The organism is Rhizobium sp. PRIMUS64 (assembly GCF_023006465.1).
In the GTDB taxonomy this organism is placed as follows: Bacteria; Pseudomonadota; Alphaproteobacteria; order Rhizobiales; family Rhizobiaceae; genus Rhizobium; species Rhizobium leguminosarum.
Genome location: NZ_JALBGX010000043.1, coordinates 1 through 18,046, shown reverse-complemented (window position 1 = coordinate 18,046; position 18,046 = coordinate 1). Strand labels below are relative to the sequence as shown.

The window sequence follows — 18,046 nt, the reverse complement described above, 5'->3', positions numbered from 1 at the left end:
AGGGCCTCCTTCAAAAGTGTTCAGCGATGAATGAATCAGGAATGCTGGGCTCCGCCCTATGGCGGAGCCGGATGCGATCACCTCAGGCGGCAGCCTGATTAAGCTGCGCCTTCTGCGTCTCGAAGGCCCAGGAAAGCCAGGGCATCAGCTTCTGCATGTCGGATGCCTCGATCGTGGCGCCGGCCCAGATGCGCAGGCCGGGCGGCGCGTCGCGGTAATGGCCGACGTCATAGGCGACACCTTCCTTTTCCAGGAGGCCGACCAGACCCTTGGCGAAATTCGCCTGGCCGTCGTCATCGAGGGCTGCGATGTCCTTGTCGACGATCTTCAGGCAAACGGAGGTGTTGGAGGCCGTTTCCGCCTTGACGGCGAGATTGGCGATCCAGTCGTTTGCCGCAACGAAATCGTGGATGACCTTGGCATTGGCATCGGCACGCGCGATCAGCCCCTTGAGGCCGCCGAGTTGCTTGGCCCAGACAAGCGCATCGATATAGTCCTCGACGCAGAGCATCGACGGCGTGTTGATCGTCTCGCCCTGGAAGATGCCTTCCGTCAGCTTGCCGCCCGAGGTCATGCGGAAGATTTTCGGCAGCGGCCAGGCCGGCGTGTAGGTGACCAGACGCTCGACGGCGCGCGGCGAAAGAATGATGACGCCGTGCGCACCCTCGCCGCCCAGAACCTTCTGCCAGGAGAAGGTGACGACATCGAGCTTGGCGAAATCGAGTTCCTGTGCGAAAGCCGCCGAAGTGGCGTCGCAGATCGTCAGGCCCTTGCGGTCGGCCGGGATGAAATCGGCATTCGGAACGCGCACGCCCGAGGTTGTGCCGTTCCAGGTGAAGACGACGTCGCGGTCGAAATCGACGGCGGAGAGATCGGGAAGCTCGCCGTAACCGGCTTCGAGCTTGCGCACATCCTTGAGCTTCAGCTGCTTGACGACATCGGTGACCCAGCCGGCGCCGAAGCTTTCCCAGGCGAGCATGTCGACGCCACGTTCGCCGAGCAGCGACCAGAGCGCCATTTCGACGGCCCCGGTGTCGGACGCCGGAACGATGCCGATGCGGTAATCCGCCGGCACTTCAAGAATTTCACGGGTAAGGTCGATGGCCTGCTTGAGCTTGGCCTTGCCGACCTTCGCGCGGTGCGAACGGCCAAGGGCCGCGTCGGAAAGGGCTTCGAGCGACCAACCGGGGCGCTTCGAGCAAGGGCCAGAAGAGAAATGGGTATTGTGCGGACGGATGTCCGGCTTTGCGGTCTTCGCCATGATGCTATCCTCTCAGATAGAAAGCCCTTCGTTGGGGAAGGGTGTCCCGCCGCCGTGTGTATGGATCCGACACGTCATAGTCAAGATCGAAGTGTCGCGGGCGGAACATATTTTGACGCAGGGCGGTAGGGCGGCCACAATGCAAAAAGCCGCCCGGTTGGGGGCGGCTTTTGGTGTCAGGCGATCAAATTTACTTGTAGACAGGCTGCTGCAGCGGGATTTCCGGCGGTGGTTCATAGCTCGCCTGGGCGCAGCCGCCGAAGAGATAACGGGCGCCGACGCGAGCTTCGTGGGCGCTGAGACCCTTGTCGCGGCCCGGGCCGCCATTTTCGGCATAGCCGAACATGTTGCCGCCATCGATATGCAGGTAACGGTAGCCGACATCGGCCTTGATGTTGCAGGTCACGTCGATCGAAGCGCCGGCCATGAGGGCGTAGGTGAAGCGCCAGTTGCCCTTGCCGCCGTGGGTGACCTGGTCGTCGCAGAAGCTGCCGTCATCGGCGCAGGCGACGTTGCGCAGGTTCTTCCATTTCACATAGGAACCACCGATACCGGCGCCGACATAAGGCGTGACGTAGCCGTAGGTGCCGAGATCGACATAGGCGTTGGCGAGCAGCGTATAGGCTGTCAGCGAGGAGCGGTCGCTCGAGGTGCAGTCCACCAGAGGAAAGCCGCACTGCCCGACTGTCGAGCCCTTGAAATCCGCCTGGGTGAGATAGTCGAAGGTCAGATCGGTGCGCAGATAGCTGTTGATCTGATAACCGACACCGCCGCCGATGGTCCATGCATCATCCAGATCGGCGTCGTCGAAATCGACTTCCGTTGCGTTGCTGCCCTGGAAATAGCGGGCGCCGCGCAGATCAGTGAAGGCATAGCCGACATCGCCGCGCAGGTACCAGCCGGTCGCTTCGGTGACCGTCACCTCAGGCGGCTGCTCCGGGATAGGCTCGGCAGGGGCGAGGTCCGCGGAATAGGCGTTTGTCGCGATCAACAATGCGGCGAAGATGCCGGACAAGCTTCTTTTCATGGATCCCACTCCAAAATCCGTTGCGTCGGCAGGCTCAGTCGCTGCCAATCTGGTACGCTTCGTATGGATAATGAATGGGAAACGTTAAAAGCTGCTTAACTATAAATAGGAAGAAACGTTAAGAGAAAGATTGGCAGCAAGTTCCTCGACATGGTGATGAAGGTCGGCCGAAGGCTGGCAGCCGCCGCACTTGCCGGAGACCGCCAGCTGCAACGCCATGAAGTCCGCTGCTGTCAAATGGTTAAGTCGGTTTCCTTCGCCGTCAGATGGATCGGCTGCTCCACTCGGCGAATCCTGCTGTTACTTCCATTGCGTCGCGTTTTCGGCGGCGCAGCCGTACGGTGGCAAGGAGGTGCCAAAGGTCGTTTTCAGCTGAGCACAGCCCCAGGCATTGATCGGGCCTGGCATGGCATTGTTGAGCGTGATGCCGATTTCATCGTAAGGGCTGTCGGTGTTGCTGATGTAGCGATACCACCGGAAACCAGTAAAGACGACGAATGCGAGAGCGATCGTCAGCAGCAGGCGCACCAATTTTTTCATGATATTTCCTTTGAATGCAAACGCCGCCGTGTAGCATCCGCGTGTGGCGGTTGACAGCGCTGTCGCCAAAGATATCGGCAGACTTCCGCGGACGCCGCCTCAGTGTTCACCGCGCCCGACATGGTGCAGTTGCCGACGCTTGCTCCCTACCGGAAGCCAAGCTGGCAATTCATTGACATGTTGTCTTCGGAAGGGCGGAAACGGTTTCGGCGGGAAGTCCATCCGGAGTGGATCTTCGAACCGAAGGCGCCAACAGCGAAAAAGCCGGCACCTACGTACCGGCTTTTGAAATTTCGTCCCTAAAAAATCAGGCGGCGGTCCGGACGTTCGAGATCGTGCCGATCAGCTCGTTGACGATGCGCTCGATCTGGGCGCGGTCGTCGCCCTCGGCCATGACGCGGATCAGCGGCTCGGTGCCCGAAGGGCGGATGACGAGGCGGCCGTTCCTGGCCAGTTCGGCTTCGGCATCGGCGATCGCCTTCTGCACCTGGATATCCTCCAGCGGCTTGCCGCCACTGATGCGGACATTGCGCAGGAGCTGCGGCACCGGCTCGAAGCGACGGCAGACCTCGCTGACGGTCCGGCCGGTGCGCTTGACCGCGGCCAGGATCTGCAGCGCTGCGACGAGACCGTCGCCGGTCGTGCCGTAATCCGAAAGCACGATATGGCCGGACTGCTCGCCGCCGACATTGTAATTGTGCTGGCGCATATGCTCGACGACGTAGCGGTCACCGACCCGCGTACGGGCAAGCGCCATGCCGCGCTCGTCGAGGAAGCGCTCGAGGCCGAGATTGGACATGACGGTGGCGACGATACCGTTGCCGCGCAGTTGCTGGCTCTCGGCCCAGCTCTCGGCGATAACGGCCATCAGCTGGTCACCGTCGACGATCGAGCCGTTTTCATCGACGATGATGACGCGGTCGGCATCGCCATCGAGCGCGATGCCGATATCGGCGCGCACCTCGTCGACCTTCTTCTGCAGCGCGACGGGGCTGGTGGAGCCGCAATTGAGATTGATGTTGGTGCCATTCGGCTCGTTGCCGATGGTGACGACCTCGGCGCCAAGCTCCCAGAGCACGGCGGGTGCCACCTTGTAGGCAGCACCATTGGCGCAATCGATCGCGATCCTCAGACCCTGCAGCGTCACGTCGCGCGGCAGCGTGCGCTTGGCATGTTCGATATAGCGGTCATGCACCCCGTCGACGCGCTTGGCGCGGCCGATATCATCGGATTTGGCAAGCTGCGCATTCAGATCCTTTTCGAGCAGATCCTCGATCTCGGCCTCGATGTCGTCGGACAGCTTGTAACCGTCAGGGCCGAAGAGCTTGATGCCGTTATCCTCGTAAGGATTGTGCGACGCCGAGATCATCACGCCGAGATCGGCGCGCAGCGAGCGCGTCAGCATGGCAACAGCTGGTGTCGGGATCGGGCCGAGAATGAAGGCGTCGAGGCCGGCAGCCGTGAAGCCCGCGACCATGGCGTTCTCAAGCATATAGCCGGAAAGGCGCGTATCCTTGCCGATAACGACGCGATGGCGATGGTTGCCACGGCGGAAGATCGTGCCGGCGGCAATGCCGACCCGCATGGCGAGATCCGGCGTCATCGGGAAGACGTTGGATTGGCCACGAATGCCGTCCGTACCGAAATAGCGTCTTTTCATCTGCACTCCTGCGCTTTCCGCGCGCCATTCAAGACAGCGCACCGTTCCAAGCGAATCCGGCTTCAGTGGAACGTCGTCAATCCACGAGCGTGATTCATGCTTGCCTCAATTCAGCGGAATGCCACAAAATGCGGCGATCAGCACGTAAATTAGCAAGAAAAATGATTATATCCCGTTACCAATAGAAAAGGCCGGATCCCCCACTTCGGAAATCCGGCCTTGTTCGGATTGGTGCCGCTGTTCAATGCGGCTGCGGTTCGAGGCCGCCTTCGGGCTCGTCACCCTTGGTGGCTGGCCGTGCGCCGGCCTTCGGAACGGCCGAGCCGCGGCTCGGCGGCGAATCATCACCGAGATCGCGAGAAGGCTTTTCACCGCGGATCAGCGCCTTGATCTCTTCGCCGGTCAGCGTCTCGTATTCGAGCAGACCTTCGGCAAGAGCGACGAATTCGTCGTGCTTTTCCGTCAGGATCGTGCGGGCCTGGGTATAGGCCTCGTCGATCAGGCGGCGCACTTCATTGTCGATCTTCTGCGCGGTTGCTTCCGAAACATTCTTCGACTGCGAAACCGAGTGGCCGAGGAAGACTTCCTGCTGGTTCTCGCCATAGGCGACCTGACCGAGCTGATCGGAGAAGCCCCACTGCGTGACCATCGCGCGGGCAAGCTTGGTGGCCTGTTCGATGTCGGAAGAGGCACCCGACGTGATGTTCTCTTTGCCGAAGGTGAGCTCCTCGGCAACGCGGCCGCCCATCATGATGCAAAGACGCGAGACCATCCACTTGTAGCTCATCGAGTAGCGATCGCCCTCGGGAAGCTGCATGACCATGCCAAGTGCACGGCCGCGCGGAATGATCGTCGCCTTGTGCAGCGGATCGGCGACAGCGACATTGAGCGCGGTGATGGCGTGACCGGCCTCATGGTAAGCGGTGAGCTTCTTTTCCGCCTCGGTCATCGCCGAGGAACGGCGCTCGGCGCCCATCATGATCTTGTCCTTGGCGTCCTCGAATTCCTGCATGGTGACGACACGCTTGTTGCGGCGGGCGGCCATCAGGGCGGCTTCGTTGACAAGGTTCATCAGGTCGGCGCCGGAGAAACCGGGCGTGCCGCGGGCGAGAATCTTGAGATCGACATTCGGCGCCAGCGGAACGTTGCGCGCATGCACCTTGAGGATACGCTCGCGGCCGACGATGTCGGGGTTCGGCACGACGACCTGACGGTCGAATCGGCCGGGACGCAGCAGCGCCGGATCGAGCACGTCGGGACGGTTGGTGGCGGCGATCAGGATCACGCCTTCATTCGCCTCGAAGCCGTCCATTTCGACCAGCAGCTGGTTCAGCGTCTGCTCGCGTTCGTCATTGCCGCCGCCGAGACCGGCGCCGCGATGGCGGCCGACGGCATCGATTTCGTCGATGAAGATGATGCAGGGCGCATTCTTCTTCGCCTGCTCGAACATATCGCGCACGCGGCTTGCGCCGACGCCGACGAACATTTCGACGAAGTCGGAGCCCGAAATGGTGAAGAAGGGCACATTGGCTTCGCCGGCGACCGAGCGGGCGAGCAGCGTCTTGCCGGTGCCCGGAGGGCCGACGAGCAGCACGCCGCGCGGGATCTTGCCGCCGAGACGCTGAAACTTCTGCGGATCACGCAGGAATTCGACGATTTCTTCGAGATCCTGCTTGGCCTCGTCGACACCGGCGACGTCTTCGAAAGTCACGCGGCCATGCGCTTCAGTCAAAAGCTTGGCCTTGGACTTGCCGAAGCCCATCGCGCCGCGTGAGCCGCCTTGCATCTGCCGCATGAAGAACAGCCAGACGCCGAGAATCAGAAGCATCGGCAAAAGCGTGCCGAGATAGCTGAGGAAACCCGAAGAGCCGTCCGTTTCAGGACGGGCGGAAACCAGGACATTCTTCGACTGCAGGCGATCGAGCAGACTGTCGTCGATCACAGGTGAATAGGTCTGGAAGGTGGTGCCATTTTCAACATAGCTTCCGGAGAGACGGTTGCCCGTCACCACGACATCCTTCACGCGGCCCGCATCGACCTCACGCAGAAACTGCGAATAAGGGATTTCGCGGGAGCCCGTCTGTGCCGGCGCCGTCTGAAACATACTGAAAAGGGCGATCAGCAGAAGCGCTATGATCGCCCACAAGGCGAAATTACGTAAGTTAGGGTTCATTGAACTCCCCAGCATGGAACAGCCGCCTCATGGCGACCGTCTTATTCGTTTCTAACATAGGGTTGCGCCGTGCCGTTGCCAAGGCGATCCCCCAAGTCAGATGGTTTTTCCGTCAATACTTCTTAAAGGCAGCCTCGCATAGGGCGCCGTCGCGAAAACCGCCGAAAGCCTATTGGCAAAGATGAAGTCAAATCGTGTCAAAAAGCGGTCGAAGGGTGCGAAATAGGGTGTTAGTTCGACCATGCGGGCGGATTCCTCAGATAAAAGGCTCTCTTCGGCGGATAACACCGGCGCCGAAGCGATAGCGCGCTTCCATGCGCTCTTGGGAAGGCGCTGCATATACTCCGTCATTCCTGTGCTCGTCACCGGAATCCAGGCACCGCGCGTCTGCGCGGTGATTGACTCAATAAAGCGTGAAGTGTCTTGCGCGTGTGCAGCAGCGGCCTGGATTTCAATTGATGCGACCGACCCATTGCGCGCATAAAACCTGCCATCCCAAACCCCGGCCTCGCCCGGCCGCAATACCAGAGGCGATATCCCCCGGTTCTCGCGCGCCAGATAAAGCCCGTCATGCCGCAGATCGAACACTACCCTGCCGGCGGTCATGCGTCCCGGCTTGCTGCCGGTGGCAAATGCAAGGATACGCTCCATATGCCCCCTCCCCGGCGCAAACGGCTGCCCACCGAAAACGGCTGCCAGACGGGCGAGTGCATAGTCGAGGACTGCGCGATCCTGCCGCAACCCGTCAGGCATCACCTGCCCGAGCAGGCAGCCGTGAAGCCGGAAATGGCGATCCAGCCATTCGGCTCCTCTGGACGACAGTGCCAGCCGCTCCTCCCAGGCCGCGCTGATATCCTTCGTCATGCCTGCATCGGCCGAAAGCTGCCGGCGCATCCGCACGCGCTCGTACTTCGTGTCCTCGTTGCTGGGATCGTCGATCCACGGCACGCCCCGCTCTTTCAGGAAAGCGCGGATATCCGCCCGGGTGGAAAAAAGAAGCGGACGTAAAATCCAGAAACGCCGGTCAAAGAGCACTGCATCTGCAATACCGGTCGAAACCTGCTCTGTTCGCATCCCACGCATCTGTAGTGTTTCGCGCTGGTCGTCGAGTGTATGCCCCGTGACGATGAGATCGGCGTTGAAGTCTGTGGCGGCGGTCGCAAGCAAGCCATAACGTGCCTCTCGGGCCGCAGCCATGATGCCGGTTGTCGGCTTGGCGCCCTGCCAGATCATGATGGTGTGGGGAATGCCGAGCGATGCGCAGAGGGCTGCGACTTCACGCGCCTCGTCTGCGGAGCCGGCGCGCAACGCATGATCGACGGTTGCAGCGCAAAGGGAAAGCCTGAGATGGGGCGCGGCCTTCACGGCTTGATCGAGAAGAAGGAGCAGGCCGGTGGAATCGCTACCGCCTGATATCGCGACGAGAATGCGCGCGGGGCTTTGAAGCGACGTGAGAAACTGGTGGATCGCCAGTTGAGGCGATGCGGCTTCCGGAGACATTCCGGAAGACCTTAGCAGGAGAGGCGCTTCTGTTCGCTCGCAACCTTGCTTATGACGGCACGCGACGCCTTCGGATAACGCTTCGAGACTTCGCGCAGCGTCGCACAGGCCGTCTCGGTATTGTCGAGGGCGGCAAGCGACATGCCGAGCTTCAGCAGCATTTCCGGTGCCTTTTCCGATGTACCGTATTTCTGGTGCGCATTGAGGAAGGTCTTGGCCGCCTCATTGTACTTACCCTGCGAATAAAGAGCTTCGCCGAGCCAGAAATTGGCGTCTGCCGACCGCGCGCTGCTCGGGTAGCGGGTGATATACTGCGTGAATTCCTGTTCCGCCGTGCTGTAATCGCCGGACAGCACGTGGCCATAGGCGGCCTTGTACTGGTCGGCTTCGCTGCCGAGCGAGGCGGTCTGCTGCGGCGTTTTGGTGTTGGCCTCGGGAATCGGCCCGGAACCGATTGTGGCATTTTCGTCGACGCTTCCGCCGATCGGATTACCGCTCTGATCGAAATCGATCGAGCCGAGTTCCTTCGGCGGCTGGCCGAGACCGCTATTCTCAGGCACGCTGGTGGAGGGAGCCGTTTCGGCTCCCTGCGGTGCTTGAATCACCTTGGCGATGTCGTCGCCGCCGGAGGCGGCCGGAGCGGCATCGGTCTCGCTCTTCTTGACAGGAGCCTTGGTGGCACCTCCGGCGCCGCCCGTCTTTTCGAGCTGCTGGAAGCGGAATTCATTGTCTTCCTGCTGTTTGCGGATCGTCTCCTGCATCTGCAGAAGCTGAAAGCTCATCTCTTCGATCCGGCCGTTCAACTGCCGCAGCTGCTCTTCGAGCTGCTGCACGCGGACCTCCGCGTCGCCGCTCTGCACCTTGACAACAGGCGGCGCCGCCTGGTTTTCCGCGGATCGGCCGCCGAGATGTAGCCCGAAGAACGAGGCGGAATAGGCCGCTCGTTCGCTTCCGGTCACAGCCGCGAGGCACAGCATGCCTGCCACGACAAGTTTCTTCATATGTATCGTCCTGTCCCAGTGATTCTTCGCACCTCGATGGCACGAACAGGAGATTTTTCCAATTGCTTTCAAAAAGCAACGGAGTCTGGCCAAAGTGTGGTCAAAAAGAAAAGGCGGCCCCTGATGGGACCGCCCGTCGAAAAGCGAATTGTTGCTCGGCAATTACATGCCGGCGCCGCCAAGCACGGTAACCGCGCGGCGGTTCTGCGACCAGCAGGAAATATCGTCGCAAACGGCGACCGGACGTTCCTTGCCGTAGGAAATCGTCTTCAGGCGCTGCGCCGGGACGCCGCGCGAAGCGAGATAGTCCTTGGCGGCAGCCGCACGGCGGGCGCCGAGCGCGAGGTTGTATTCGCGCGTGCCGCGTTCGTCGGCATGGCCTTCGACGGTGATCTGGTAGTTCGGGTAGCGGGCGAGCCACTGGGCCTGACGGTCGAGCGTCTGCGAAGCATCGGCGCGGATCGACGAGGAGTCTGTATCGAAGAAGATGCGGTCGCCGACATTGACCGTGAAGTCCTGGGCAGAGCCCGGCGTTGCAGCCCCACCAGCACCGGTGCCGAGGCCGAGGTCGCCGGCGCTGTTCGGCGGCTTCTTGGCGCAGCTTGCGAGCGCGAGACCGGCGATAAGCGCGATCATGACGGGGTTGCGGGCGAAATTCTGCATGCGGCTCATTGCCGGGGTATGAATTCGGCTCATGGCCGGTCTCCTTGCGATTTCATCAGGGTTTCCGGACAGTAACCGCACTCGGTTAACCGCCCCTCAAAGATTATGGTTAACGATTTACTGATTTGTCCCGTAGCCGCCCGGTTTCCATGACTTTGGGGCGACATGAAGGCGGCAGTGCATCGCCTACTCCAGAAGCGGTGACCAGGCCGGGTCGGAACCGTAGGTCGGCGTCTTCACAAGCTGCTCGTTGTAACCGCTGAGGTCGATCGAATAGAGCTGCGGACCGCCCGACCCTGCCGCCTGGCGGAAGAACATCAGGACGCGGCCGTTTGGCGCCCAGGTTGGGCCCTCATTGTGGAAGCCGGTCGTCAGGATGCGCTCGCCGGACCCGTCCGGCTTCATCACGCCGATCGAGAACTTGCCGCCGGCCTGTTTGGTGAAGGCGATGAGATCGCCGCGCGGCGACCAGACCGGCGTCGAATAGGAGCCGTCGCCGAAGGAAATACGGGTCTGGCCCGAGCCATCGGCATTCATCACATAGATCTGCGGCTTTCCGCCGCGGTCGCTTTCGAAGCTGACGCGCGCACCATCCGGCGAATAGGAGGGCGAGGTGTCGATCGCAGCCGTCGAGGTCAACCGCGTCGTCGTGCGCGAGCGCAGGTCCATCGTATAGATGTTGGAATTGCCTTCCTGCTGCAGGCTCATGATCACCTTCTGCCCGTCCGGCGAAAAGCGCGGCGAGAAGGTCATGCCGGGGAAGTTGCCGACGACCTCGCGCTGCCCCGTTTCAAGCTGCAGCAGGTAGACGCGCGGCTGCTGGTTGGCAAAGGACATGTAGGTGACTTCCTGCCGGCTCGGCGAGAAGCGCGGTGTCAAAACGAGATCGCTGCCATCGGTCAGCATGCGGATGTTGAAGCCGTCCTGGTCCATGATCGCAAGCTGGCGCTTGCGCTGCTGCTTGGTGCCGGATTCGGAGACAAAGACGACACGAGTGTCGAAATAGCCTTCTTCGCCGGTGATCTGCTTGTAGATCGCATCGGCAATGATGTGAGCGACACGCCGCCAGTTCTCAGGCTGCGTATAAAACTGCTGACCAGTCATTTGCTGTCCGGCAAAGGTATCCCAGAGGCGGAACTCGGCGCGAAGGCGGCCGTCCGCTTCCTGGGTAACCCGTCCGGTGACCAGCGCCTGAGCGTTGATGACCTTCCAGTCCTCGAAACGTGGCGCAGCGTCAGGATTCGCAATCTTCTCGATGAAGGCGGTCTTGCTGATCGGAGCAAACAGGCCGGAACGCTGCAGGTCGGCGGCGATGACCTGCGAGACCTGCGCCCCCATGTCACCCTGCAGGAAGTCCGTCACCGCAATCGGCAACGGCTGAACGTTGCCCTTATTGATATTGATCTCGACGAGAGCGTTCGCCGGCGTCGCGAACGCGGCAGCGGTCATCAGGCCTGCAGCGACCATGATGGCGCGGAAGAAGGAACACTTGTTCATGGAGGAAAAGCCTTTCAGCATTTAGATTCCTAGATCGCTGGGATCGAAGTTGACGACGACTTCGCTCCAGGCATCGTATTTGTCTTTTGGAAGCGACGAGAAAGGAGCCGATTTCATGATGGCGCGATAAGCGCCGCCGGCGAGTGCCCGACGCGTGGATTCGTTATCGCCACCGACCGCCTCGACTTCCGGTTCGCCGACGATGTTGCCGTCCTGATCGAGATTCATATGCACCTTGATGCGAACATCGCCCACGCCTTCCATGCCGGGAATGACAGACCAATTGCCGGCGATGGCACTCTTCAGCGCATCCATCTCGCTCATCGAAAGCTTGGAGCCGCCATTGCTCTTCTTCGCACCGAGCGATGCCTCCTGCGTCGAGCGCTTGGCACCGCCTGCTGAAGGATCGGTCTTGTTCAGCAACGCCGCAACCTCATCGGCATTGAAATCGCTCTTCATCGCCGAAGCCGATTTCGCCGTCTCCTGCTTCTGATCAGCCTTCTTCTTTTCGGTCGGCTTTTCGGCAGCCTTCGGCTGATCCGCAGTCTTTTCCGGCGGCTTCTCGGCGGGCTTCTGTGGTTCCGGCGGCTTCACCTGCGGCTTGGCGACAGGCGTCGGTACATTGTCCGGCAGCGCCTCGGCATCGGGCTTCGGCGGCTCCTCCGGCTTGGCCTGTTCTTCCGGCGGTTTTTCCTCGGGCTTCGGCGGCGTCACTTCGACAGGCTTCGGCGGCGGAATTGAAGCAACCTCCTTCGGCTGCTCGACTTCCGTTTCCTCCTTGACGATCTCCTTGACGTCATTCGGCTTAGGATCGATCTTCGGCATCGGCTTGTCGCTCGAATTGGCGGCAGCCGCTTCAGTATTGCTGGGCTTGGCGTTCGGGACCGGCGGCGTCTTCAGGTCGACATTGTTGTCGCCGGCATTCTCGGCCGGCTGTGCAATCGGCGGCCGTGTCGTCGGCACGGGCGCGGAAGTCTCCTTCTTCGGAGCCTTCTTGTCGCCTTGCTGCATCTGGGTAATGGACTCCACCGGCACGAGATCGACCGGCATCGCCTCGAAATCCTCTACCTTGAAGGATTCCGGAGCGCCAAGCGACACCATCGCCCAGGTGAGCACCAGGCCGTGCAAAACAGCAGATGTGATGACACTGGCCTTCATTTTGCGCGCTATTGGTCCTTCTTCTGCTGCGTCACCAGGCCGATATTCTTGAAGCCTGCACCCTGAATACGGGCCATGACGTCGGCGATGACGCCGTAGGGCGCTGTTGCGTCGCCGCGCACGAAGATACGTTCGTTATAACCGGTGGTGGCGATCGCCTCGAGCTTGGCGGCGATCTCCGCCGCCGGGATCGGTGTTTCCTGCAGGAACACCTCGCCGTCGTTCTTGACGGAGATGGTGATCGGCTGCGTCTCGGAATTCAGCGCCTTGGCCTGCGTTTCCGGCAGGTCGATCGGCACGCCGACGGTCATCATCGGTGCCGCGACCATGAAGATGATCAAAAGCACCAGCATGACGTCGACGAGCGGCGTCACGTTGATTTCGGAAATCACGGCCCTGTTCCGACCGCCGCGACGGCGGCGTCCGCCGCCTCCGCCATTGCCTCCAACAGCCATACCCATGTGAGAATACTCCGTTGGTTATTGAGCGGCAGCGCGCGGCTGCAGTTTCTCGTCGATCTGGCGCGAAAGTATGGCGGAGAATTCATCCGCGAAACCTTCCATTCGGCCCGAGAGCTTGCCGGCATCGGCAGAGAACTTGTTGTAGGCGATAACTGCCGGGATAGCGGCGACGAGGCCGATCGCAGTGGCAAGCAGCGCTTCGGCGATACCGGGCGCGACGACCGCAAGGTTGGTCGACTTCGAACCGGCGATCGCCTGGAACGAGGTCATGATGCCGACGACCGTGCCAAACAGACCGATGAATGGACCGGCCGAGCCGATGGTCGCGAGCGATCCGAGGCGAGCGCCGAGAAATTCGGTCTCACGGGCGAGCGTCACGTCCATCGCGCGGTCGATACGCATCTGCAGGCCGATCGGCGAGCGGGCGCCGCGTTCGAAGGATTTCTTCCACTCGCGCATGGCAGCCACGAAGATCGCTGCCAGCCCGGTATTGTTGCGTTCCGACAGCGAGCGGTAGAGTTCTTCCAGCGACTGGCCCGACCAGAACACCTGCTCGAACTTGTCGAACTGGCGCCGTGCGCGGCCATAAGCCAGGTATTTGTCGATGACGATAGCCCATGTCCACACCGAGGCCGCGATAAGCCCGAGCATGACGAGCTTGACGACGATGCCGGCCTGCATGAAAAGCGACCAGAGGCTGACGTCCGTCGTTGCTGCTGCCAATCCTACTTGTTCCATTGATCCAAAATCCCCGAATCCAAACGCCCGGTGCTGGACCGGGCGGCACAAACTGATCTCGCAAGAAGTGTCCGGCGGCCGCCGCCCAAAGCCCTGGTCAAACTTCCAAGCTCATCTTCCGCCTTCTTGCCGTCAAATTTGGTCAAAGGAAGGCGTGCACCGCACAAACTCCGACTTTCCCAGTAAGACACCATTATGGTTAATAGATCGTTAGTGCCGGACTGTGACAGTAAGCCTGTATTTGGAAGATTTCGTTCCATGGATTACTTGACCGGAGCAAGGTCCGGCTGCCGAAAGAGCGCTCATCCTGCGGCGCGGGAATTCCTTCACATAAAGTTCAAGTTTTGACAAGGTCCGATTTTTCGGCAATTCGGCCTATAGCGGCATGCTGCCTTCCAGGAATTTCGCTGCCAGTGTTTCCGGCAACCGCCTTGGCCGCCCCCGGGCGTTGATGACGGCGATGATCACCTTGGCGGCGATCAGCAGCGTCTCGCCCGAGCGGATCTGCTGATTGAGCACCATCTTGGCGCCGCCGGCTTTCTCCGTGTGTGTCAGGATCGTCAGCACATCGTCCATGCGCGCCGGGCTCTTGAAGTCGATCTCCATGCGGTGGACAACGAAAACGAGGCCCTCCTCATCGGCGCTGACGAGTTCGCGCTGCTCGACGCCGAGGCAGCGCAGATAATCGGTACGGCCGCGCTCCAGGAAATGCAGGTAGCGGGCGTGATAGACCAGGCCGGAAAAGTCCGTATCTTCATAATAGACCCGCTGAACGAGGCGGTGTCCGGCTTCCGTCAGCTCTCCCGAAATGGAAAAAGGGCGTTCCGTCATAATTTTCTCCAAACTGAGGTGCCCTGTTTGGCGCAACGCTTCCGGACAGGCAAGCATTGAATGATTGTCACAATTCCTAACTATTCCCGATAATGAGCGACCAATCAGGAGACGATGCGATGAAGATTGCGGTTATGGGCGGAGACGGTTTCATTGGTTGGCCAACCTCGCTGCATCTCTCCGATGCCGGTCACGACGTCCATATCCTCGACAATCTCTCGCGCCGCTGGATCGACACCGAACTTGGCGTTCAGTCGCTGACCCCGATGGATTCGATCCAGGAGCGTACCCGCATCTGGCATGCCGAAACCGGACGCCGCATCCACTTCAATCTGATCGATCTCGCCAAGGATTACGAACTCCTGAAAAACTGGCTTTTCGAACACCGCCCGGATGCCGTCATCCATTTCGCCGAACAGCGGGCCGCGCCCTATTCGATGAAGAGCGACCGCCACAAGAACTACACCGTCAACAACAATGTCAGCGCCACGCACAACCTGCTGAACGCGCTGACGGAACTCAATCTCGATGCCCATCTCATCCATCTCGGCACAATGGGCGTCTACGGCTATTCGACGGTCGGGGCGGCGATCCCCGAAGGTTACCTGCCGGTCGGCATCGAAACTTCAGGTGGCGAGACGGTCAACCAGGAAATCCTCTACCCCTCCAATCCCGGCTCCATCTATCACATGACCAAGTGCCTGGATCAGCTTCTCTTCCAGTTCTATGCAAAGAATGATGGCCTGAGGGTCACCGATCTGCACCAGGGCATCGTCTGGGGCACGCATACCGAGCAGACGCGCCGCCATGCGCAGCTGATCAACCGTTTCGACTACGACGGCGATTACGGCACGGTGCTGAATCGCTTCCTCATCCAGGCGGCAATCGGCTACCCGCTGACGGTGCACGGCACCGGTGGTCAGACCCGTGCCTTCATCCATATCCAGGATTCGGTGCGCTGCATCGAACTGGCGCTGAAAAATCCGCCGGCGCGCGGCGCCCGCGTCGAGATCTTCAACCAGATGACGGAAACCCACCGGGTGCGCGACCTCGCCGAGATGATCGCCAGGATGAGCGGCGCCAACATTGCCTGGTTGCCCAACCCGCGCAAGGAAGCCGCAGAGAACGAGTTGATCGTCCGGAACGAAAAATTCCGCGATCTCGGCCTCGACCCGATCACGCTGGAAGCGGGCCTGCTCGGCGAAATCGTCGACGTCGCCAAGAAATTCGCCTATCGCGTCGACCGCGCCCGCGTTCCGGCCGTCTCCGCCTGGACCAAGGACATCGCCGCGACGATCAATCACGATCCGGAAGGCAAGCGGCTGAAATCCGTCTCGTGAGTCCCGCAATATGACGAGCGCCAGCGGCATACCCGCCCGTTTCGCTTATGTCACACTCGTCACCAATGCCGACTACGCCATGGGCGCAACCGCGCTTGCCCGCTCCTTGCGCCGAACCGGCACCGGGGCTGACATCGTCATTCTCCACACCGGCGGCGTCGATGCTGCCGCTCTTTTGCCCCTGACAGCACTCGACTGCCGCCTGATCGCGGTCGAGCATCTGCCGCTGTCTGCCGCCTTCAACGAACGCCATGCGCGTGGCCAGCTCCATTCGACAGCCCCTTTCACCAAGGGTCGCAAACCGGATTTCCATTCGCCGCTCGACAATTTCTGCAAGCTCAGGCTCTGGCAGCTCGTCGAATACCAGCGCTGCGTCTTCATCGACGCCGACGCCCTCGTGTTGAAGAACGTCGACAGGCTCTTCCTCTATCCGGAATTGTCAGCCGCCCCCAATGTCTACGAAAGCCTCGCCGACTTCCGCCGCATGAATTCCGGCGTTTTCGTCGCGACGCCCTCGCATGACACATTCCGGCACATGCTCGAAAGGCTCGACAGGCGGGACGCCTTCTGGCGGCGCACCGATCAGACCTTTCTCGAGACGTTCTTCCCGGATTGGCACGGCCTGCCGGTTTATTTCAACATGCTGCAATATGTATGGTTCACCATGCCGGAGCTTTGGGACTGGAAGAGCATTTCGATCCTGCACTACCAGTATGAAAAACCGTGGGAAAAGGATCATCCCAAGGCAGCGCGACTACAACCTTTGATCGATCTGTGGCACCGTTTCCACGATGGCGGCGATGTGCCTGAGATCTCGGCGCTGGACAATCCGGAAGGGGCAGCATGAAGGTACTGGTATCGGGTGGAACGGGTCTCGTCGGCCGGTATGTCGTCGAGGAACTGCTGGCCGCCGGATATCAGGTGATCGTCGGCGGGCGCCGCGCGCCGCTGCCTCGCCTCTTCTCTCGCCCGGTCGAGTTCGCGGCGCTTTCGCTCGATCCCGACAAGGATCAGATCGACGTCTTCGACGACGCTTACTTCTTCGTCCACGCCGCCTTCAGCCATGTTCCGGGCAAGTATCGTGGCGGCGAGGGCGACGATCCGAAGACCTTCCACAGGTTGAACCTCGACGGCACCGTCCGGCTTTTCGAAGCCGCCAAACGCGCCGGCACGCGCCGCTGCGTCTTCCTGTCCAGCCGCGCCGCCTATGGCGACCATCCCGAGGGAACCGAACTGACGGAGACGATGCTGGCCAAGCCTGAAACACTTTACGGCCAGGTCAAGCTCGATGCCGAACGCGCCCTTGACCACCTCTCCACGCCGGGTTTTGCCGGCGTAAGCCTGAGGGCAACCGGCGTCTATGGCGATCTCTCGCCGAACAAATGGGACGGTCTCATCGCCGATTACCTCGCCGGCCGGCCGGTTGTTGCCCGTCGGGGAACGGAAGTTCACGGCCGCGACCTCGGTCGGGCGGTGAGGCTGATGCTGGAGACGGAAAGCACCCGCATCTCCGGCGAGGTCTTCAACGTCTCAGACATGTCAGTCGACACGCGCGATATCCTTTCACCCATCTGTCGCGAGACGGGCTGTCGGCATGCGCTGCCGGCCCCTGCCGATAGCGCCGCGCTCATCCCCATGAGCACGGCGAAAATCCGCGCGCTCGGCTGGGCACCCGGCGGAGCGCCTCTATTCGAGGAGACGATGCAGCAGCTGGCCGCCGCGCTTCCCCAATCGCCAAGACACAGGTCCACGCAAGTCTGACGTTGCAGAATGCGCCCGAATTGCAATCGGGGGCCCGATTAAAAATCGGGGGATTGTCCATGCAGGTCGCAACCACGTCTGCCTCCATCATCTTGCGCGGCGCGTCTTCGACGGCAGCCATTTCAGCTGCTGGAAGCGAGACCGATCAAGGCGTGCTGAAGCTGCAGCGCGCCACCCAGGCGCTGCAGCAGATGCGCCAAACCTTGGCGAACTCGGGAGACGAGGCCAAGGCGAAGGCGCAACGCAAGCTCGAAGAGGCAAAGCAGCAATTGGAGATGCTGCGCAGCTCCAACATGGCTCCTGAGGTGGTCGCCCGGCTGGCCGCCGAACTAGCGCGCAAGGTCGGCACCGCCGCCTCCGAATTCGCATCGGCTGTCGCAACCGGCAGCCCGGCAACAGCGGTTTCGATGGATGCAGCCACGGGTGCTGCGGCCG

Annotated in this window: 16 protein-coding genes and 1 pseudogene; 4 read left to right on the top strand and 13 right to left on the bottom strand. The window is 61.1% G+C overall.

What is annotated here, in order from left to right; genetic code table 11:
- Positions 1–82: 82 nt before the first annotated feature.
- From MOV76_RS18235 to ybgC, 13 genes are all read right to left on the bottom strand, one after another.
- Positions 83–1,261, bottom strand: coding sequence for a phosphoserine transaminase (locus tag MOV76_RS18235; protein WP_247265024.1), 1,179 nt, complete (start codon positions 1,259–1,261; stop codon positions 83–85).
- A gap of 190 nt (positions 1,262–1,451) precedes the next feature.
- Entirely contained in the window at positions 1,452–2,288 is an 837-nt protein-coding gene (locus MOV76_RS18230; RefSeq protein WP_032980655.1) for an outer membrane protein, read from the bottom strand.
- A 300-nt stretch (positions 2,289–2,588) separates the two neighbouring features.
- The gene (locus MOV76_RS18225; protein WP_018243432.1) at positions 2,589–2,828 is read right to left on the bottom strand and encodes a hypothetical protein; all 240 of its coding nucleotides are present in this window, start codon (positions 2,826–2,828) and stop codon (positions 2,589–2,591) included.
- 307 nt (positions 2,829–3,135) lie between these two features.
- Positions 3,136–4,488: a phosphoglucosamine mutase gene (gene glmM, locus MOV76_RS18220; RefSeq protein ID WP_018068990.1), complete on the bottom strand. Its 1,353-nt coding sequence runs from the start codon at positions 4,486–4,488 to the stop codon at positions 3,136–3,138.
- 241 nt (positions 4,489–4,729) lie between these two features.
- Positions 4,730–6,661 (bottom strand): ATP-dependent zinc metalloprotease FtsH, encoded by a 1,932-nt coding sequence (gene ftsH / locus MOV76_RS18215; protein ID WP_017989342.1) that lies wholly within the window; start codon positions 6,659–6,661, stop codon positions 4,730–4,732.
- Between the two features lie 96 nt (positions 6,662–6,757).
- Positions 6,758–8,161, bottom strand: coding sequence for a tRNA lysidine(34) synthetase TilS (gene tilS / locus MOV76_RS18210; RefSeq protein WP_018445909.1), 1,404 nt, complete (start codon positions 8,159–8,161; stop codon positions 6,758–6,760).
- 11 nt (positions 8,162–8,172) lie between these two features.
- The gene (ybgF, locus tag MOV76_RS18205) at positions 8,173–9,162 is read right to left on the bottom strand and encodes a tol-pal system protein YbgF (RefSeq protein WP_247265023.1); all 990 of its coding nucleotides are present in this window, start codon (positions 9,160–9,162) and stop codon (positions 8,173–8,175) included.
- A gap of 162 nt (positions 9,163–9,324) precedes the next feature.
- Positions 9,325–9,858 carry a peptidoglycan-associated lipoprotein Pal gene (gene pal, locus MOV76_RS18200; protein ID WP_018243435.1) on the bottom strand — a complete coding sequence of 178 codons (534 nt, stop codon included), beginning with the start codon at positions 9,856–9,858 and terminating at the stop codon, positions 9,325–9,327.
- Between the two features lie 153 nt (positions 9,859–10,011).
- Positions 10,012–11,322 (bottom strand): Tol-Pal system beta propeller repeat protein TolB, encoded by a 1,311-nt coding sequence (gene tolB, locus MOV76_RS18195; RefSeq protein WP_026188517.1) that lies wholly within the window; start codon positions 11,320–11,322, stop codon positions 10,012–10,014.
- Between the two features lie 21 nt (positions 11,323–11,343).
- Complete coding sequence (locus tag MOV76_RS18190) at positions 11,344–12,480, bottom strand: hypothetical protein (RefSeq protein ID WP_247265022.1); 1,137 nt, start codon at positions 12,478–12,480, stop codon at positions 11,344–11,346.
- An 8-nt stretch (positions 12,481–12,488) separates the two neighbouring features.
- On the bottom strand, positions 12,489–12,941 hold the full coding sequence (gene tolR / locus MOV76_RS18185) for a protein TolR (RefSeq protein ID WP_017968102.1): 453 nt from the start codon (positions 12,939–12,941) through the stop codon (positions 12,489–12,491).
- Between the two features lie 18 nt (positions 12,942–12,959).
- Positions 12,960–13,679 carry a protein TolQ gene (gene tolQ / locus MOV76_RS18180; protein ID WP_003542733.1) on the bottom strand — a complete coding sequence of 240 codons (720 nt, stop codon included), beginning with the start codon at positions 13,677–13,679 and terminating at the stop codon, positions 12,960–12,962.
- A gap of 375 nt (positions 13,680–14,054) precedes the next feature.
- Complete coding sequence (gene ybgC / locus MOV76_RS18175; RefSeq protein ID WP_018243438.1) at positions 14,055–14,510, bottom strand: tol-pal system-associated acyl-CoA thioesterase; 456 nt, start codon at positions 14,508–14,510, stop codon at positions 14,055–14,057.
- Positions 14,511–14,629: 119 nt separating this feature from the next.
- On the opposite strand from ybgC, the gene MOV76_RS18170 reads away from it, so the two are divergent.
- The 4 genes and pseudogenes from MOV76_RS18170 to MOV76_RS18155 form a co-directional block, all read left to right on the top strand.
- A complete protein-coding gene (locus MOV76_RS18170) occupies positions 14,630–15,850 on the top strand; it encodes an NAD-dependent epimerase/dehydratase family protein (protein ID WP_247265021.1) in 1,221 nt (406 codons plus the stop codon).
- Between the two features lie 10 nt (positions 15,851–15,860).
- Positions 15,861–16,697, top strand: a complete 837-nt coding sequence (locus tag MOV76_RS18165) for a glycosyltransferase (RefSeq protein ID WP_247265020.1) — start codon at positions 15,861–15,863, stop codon at positions 16,695–16,697.
- Positions 16,694–17,611, top strand: coding sequence for an NAD(P)-dependent oxidoreductase (locus MOV76_RS18160; protein WP_130717754.1), 918 nt, complete (start codon positions 16,694–16,696; stop codon positions 17,609–17,611). The genes MOV76_RS18165 and MOV76_RS18160 overlap by 4 nt, the downstream gene beginning before the upstream one ends.
- A 59-nt stretch (positions 17,612–17,670) precedes the next feature.
- Positions 17,671–18,046, top strand: a pseudogene (locus tag MOV76_RS18155) (hypothetical protein); the annotation flags it as partial.

Excerpts from the sequence above, each read along its gene's own strand:
- MOV76_RS18235 (WP_247265024.1), bottom strand. The coding sequence starts at position 1,261 with ATGGCGAAGACCGCAAAGCCGGACATCCGTCCGCACAATACCCATTTC.
- MOV76_RS18230 (WP_032980655.1), bottom strand. The coding sequence starts at position 2,288 with ATGAAAAGAAGCTTGTCCGGCATCTTCGCCGCATTGTTGATCGCGACA.
- MOV76_RS18225 (WP_018243432.1), bottom strand. The coding sequence starts at position 2,828 with ATGAAAAAATTGGTGCGCCTGCTGCTGACGATCGCTCTCGCATTCGTC.
- glmM (WP_018068990.1), bottom strand. The coding sequence starts at position 4,488 with ATGAAAAGACGCTATTTCGGTACGGACGGCATTCGTGGCCAATCCAAC.
- ftsH (WP_017989342.1), bottom strand. The coding sequence starts at position 6,661 with ATGAACCCTAACTTACGTAATTTCGCCTTGTGGGCGATCATAGCGCTT.
- tilS (WP_018445909.1), bottom strand. The coding sequence starts at position 8,161 with ATGTCTCCGGAAGCCGCATCGCCTCAACTGGCGATCCACCAGTTTCTC.
- ybgF (WP_247265023.1), bottom strand. The coding sequence starts at position 9,162 with ATGAAGAAACTTGTCGTGGCAGGCATGCTGTGCCTCGCGGCTGTGACC.
- pal (WP_018243435.1), bottom strand. The coding sequence starts at position 9,858 with ATGAGCCGAATTCATACCCCGGCAATGAGCCGCATGCAGAATTTCGCC.
- tolB (WP_026188517.1), bottom strand. The coding sequence starts at position 11,322 with ATGAACAAGTGTTCCTTCTTCCGCGCCATCATGGTCGCTGCAGGCCTG.
- MOV76_RS18190 (WP_247265022.1), bottom strand. The coding sequence starts at position 12,480 with ATGAAGGCCAGTGTCATCACATCTGCTGTTTTGCACGGCCTGGTGCTC.
- tolR (WP_017968102.1), bottom strand. The coding sequence starts at position 12,941 with ATGGGTATGGCTGTTGGAGGCAATGGCGGAGGCGGCGGACGCCGCCGT.
- tolQ (WP_003542733.1), bottom strand. The coding sequence starts at position 13,679 with ATGGAACAAGTAGGATTGGCAGCAGCAACGACGGACGTCAGCCTCTGG.
- ybgC (WP_018243438.1), bottom strand. The coding sequence starts at position 14,510 with ATGACGGAACGCCCTTTTTCCATTTCGGGAGAGCTGACGGAAGCCGGA.
- MOV76_RS18170 (WP_247265021.1), top strand. The coding sequence starts at position 14,630 with ATGAAGATTGCGGTTATGGGCGGAGACGGTTTCATTGGTTGGCCAACC.
- MOV76_RS18165 (WP_247265020.1), top strand. The coding sequence starts at position 15,861 with ATGACGAGCGCCAGCGGCATACCCGCCCGTTTCGCTTATGTCACACTC.
- MOV76_RS18160 (WP_130717754.1), top strand. The coding sequence starts at position 16,694 with ATGAAGGTACTGGTATCGGGTGGAACGGGTCTCGTCGGCCGGTATGTC.